The organism is Patescibacteria group bacterium (genome assembly GCA_035549555.1).
GTDB lineage: Bacteria > Patescibacteriota > Microgenomatia > UBA8517 > UBA8517 > Co84-156.
The window spans coordinates 1-3,331 of the sequence record DASZQR010000013.1; the positions used below are offsets into that span (position 1 = coordinate 1).

1 protein-coding gene is annotated in these 3,331 nt (G+C 36.9%); it reads right to left on the minus strand.

The window, feature by feature from the left end; genetic code table 11:
• Positions 1 to 2,708: 2,708 nt before the first annotated feature.
• Complete coding sequence (locus VG895_05595) at positions 2,709 to 3,185, minus strand: hypothetical protein (protein ID HWA52489.1); 477 nt, start codon at positions 3,183 to 3,185, stop codon at positions 2,709 to 2,711.
• Positions 3,186 to 3,331 lie beyond the last annotated feature (146 nt).

Below are 3,331 nucleotides of genomic sequence, written 5' to 3' on the forward strand. Positions count from 1 at the left end.
GATGAGCCCGGAGCAGAGGTAGATGGAGCTTAGACTGGAACTGGAGTCGCTGCAGATGGTGCAGTAGAAGGGACGATAATTTCCTCAGCCAAACGCTTCTTATCTTCTTCTTCGCCTTGTCCTTGAGCTTTGTCTTCTTCTATTACTAGAGGGGAACAAGGTGACGTTTCCCCCTAAAAATGTGGGTGGTCCGACTCGGTCCCCTTTTCCTTCATTAAAACGTATGCATATTTTTCGGGACCTGCAATGACGACGGCGCGGCGGCGACGTCGATGATCGAATCTTCATATAAGCTATTACCGGTTTTTAGTACTTTTAAGCATACGTTGAGTTGATTTGAGCATTTGGATTTTGTACAATTTACTTAATCAAGTTTGTTCACGTTTGCGCGCGTAGATAAAAACGCGCGTGCGACTCGATTTGACGTAGATTGAACAAAGTGACGTTCTGGGTGGGTGGTCCGCTTTCAAGTAGTCGAGTTGAGTTACAAAAGTTGGCTTTTTTGTCTATGGCCATATATTTTACATTGCATTCAAGATTCGATCTATTTGACAGAGGGAAAAATCGTTTCCAGTTTAGTCAAAGTGTGCTTCTGTTCCAGGTTGTCTGTCATTTTATCAAATCTCCGAAAGCCGAACTTTGAAGGAAGTGAACATTTTGTACTTCATTTTGTGTTTCGTCTTTGGAGTGAACTTACATTCAGTAATTTGTGTGCGCGTTCTTGATTTTAATTAATCGTTAATTATTAATTAAAAAGACTTGTTCAGTTAATTTGGAACTCGGCGTATTTTTTAGAAACTTATTTGTGAAGAGGAGAATGAAGGCGTCGACGAAGATGCCGAAGAATAAGCCTGTTTTGGAGAAAGTGGTAGGTCGAGAGGATATTTCCAGTCTTCAACGTAAGTTTTTGGTTTGAAAAAATCGGTTTCAATTTGTTCAGTAGTTGGTTGGATAATCAGTTAATTGTCATTTTACTTTTTTTCTTTCAGAGTTGGAAACTCTTATGGCCAAGGACTGCCCAGGTTTGTCGGACATGTCGGTTTTTCATGGATACTTGAAGTTGCCTCGACTTCGTGAAGTTACTTTCGTGGGATCGACTGTAAGTCTACAATATTGCAAATTATGATATACGAAACTTATCTGCTCTCTGATAAATTTTTGTGCATTTTTAATTTTAGATTTGATTATTTGTCTAATTTGGTAGGTCACCGACAAGGGGTTCGAAGCACTTCGTGAGAAAAATATCACCGTTAATTTTGTAATGGAAGATAATTGAGGTTAAATTTGCAACAATGAAAGGAAATGAATTGAGAATAGATAGAAGAAATGACTGACTGAAGAAAGAAGAGATAATTTTCAAAACGAATTAAGTTTTTGGTGATTTTATCTTTAAAATCAAGTCTTCACTCTTTTTTATAATGAATGAATTTTTTCTTACGTTAGCTATGTAAATTGTTGAGTTTCTATCCACCTATATATTTGTAGTGATGATTATTGCTAAAATTTAAATGGAATATGACGACATGACGTGATAAACAAAATACTGTAATTCGTTCAGTTTTAGTTTGGCTATTATCTATGAAGACTGTTAAAATTAATTTTTACGTACGAAGCCAATAAGCCAAAGCTTTCATGCTATTCTGATATAAATGTGATTTCTTGATTTATAAATGATAATCAATTAATTGATCACTTTTCTCTTTACATTAGCTATGTAAATTGTTGAGTCTCAAATTGTTGCGATTTGTTAAAGACGAATTGAAAACGAATCTGATGATGATGAACATTTCATTTTCACTTGTCTTTTTGCTTCCTCTCTTTCAGCCTTATTCACTGTTCTTACGCTTAAGCTTTTTGTTCTTGCTCTCAAAATTTTGAATGGGAATTTTAACAGTATAAAACGTTATAATGAAAAATTAAAATTAACTTAGCCTCTGTTAAAAATTAATTGAGCAGATTTAATTTAATTGACAATATATTTTTAACAGTTCAGAAATCTAAAAGGTTACATCCACGTAAGGCTAGAAGTGGAGAAACCTTCACTGCTCAATATTGCTCTTGTGGGAATTCTAGCGCCGTGTCTTAAAGGAAGATTAAAAAATTACAGAGTTGTCTTTTAATTGCAATTAGCTAATTAACTAACTAAGTATTTCATTTCATTCATAATAATTATAATAGAGAGAAGTAATTATAATTATAACAAAAAACTCTGTACAAAAAATCTATCTTAACATAACAATATTATGTTAATAATAACGATATTGATAATGATAATTATGATAACGATAATGAATATAATTAAACTTGGTAATTATACATAATTAATTGAAATTAAAGTTTAATTATTTTTCGGAGATATTTCACTTTTTCAACGCCTGCTTGGCAAACTGTAGCAAAATGAAAATTGAGCTAGGAACCTCCTCATTGTAGTAAAGTAGCTTAAGCTCATTCAGTTGCTCCTCCTTCAGCGGTTTGAGAGGCACCTCGAATTTGGTTTTCTGAGAAAAAATAATTAAAGATAATTGGTAATTAATTAATACGTAATTGTAAGTAATTGGAGGGAGAGAATGAAAATATTTACTTTCAATTTTTTACCTTATTTTTGCTGCAAAACAGTAAACCAATTAGTCCTCCCTTGTCTCCAGTCTATCCGTATGTCACTGTGGGGAAATGCTTCTTCCCCCAATCCAGAAGAGATCTGACCTCTTCTACCAACTCGACCGTCTTAGGGTTCCATAACGAGCCCACACGGGAGCAAAGATGCCGTTGGGCTTCAAGGCCTTAGCGAGAGCTTGGAAAAAGTCCGTTGTGAGGATCTTCTGCTGCACATCTTCCTCACTTCCCGTTCCAGTTCCAGGAGAAGGGTCCAGGAAATCCGTCAGGATCACGTCAAAAATATCCTCTTGCTTATCGACAAAGTCGATCCCGAACGCGATGTGGATCGGAGTGTGACTCTTCTTCTTATCTGCTGCGTTTACTATGTGAGGTATAAACTTCACATTATCACAACCTGGCGGGATGATAACCTCGCAGCGAACGAGCATTTCGATCTTATAGGGAAACTTGAGAACCTGGTCGATAAGTCCAGAGTGCTCTCCAATAACCACCAGGATGTTCTTGGGACTGGGATGGGATGTGAGAGTGGCGAACCCCATCAGTTCCTGATAAGCCTGGTGTCGCGACAAAGTGGAACTGGAAGCAGAAGATGAGCCCGGAGCAGAGGTAGATGGAGCTTAGACTGGAACTGGAGTCGCTGCAGATGGTGCAGTAGAAGGGACGATAATTTCCTCAGCCAAACGCTTCTTATCTTCTTCTTCGCCTTGTCCTTGAG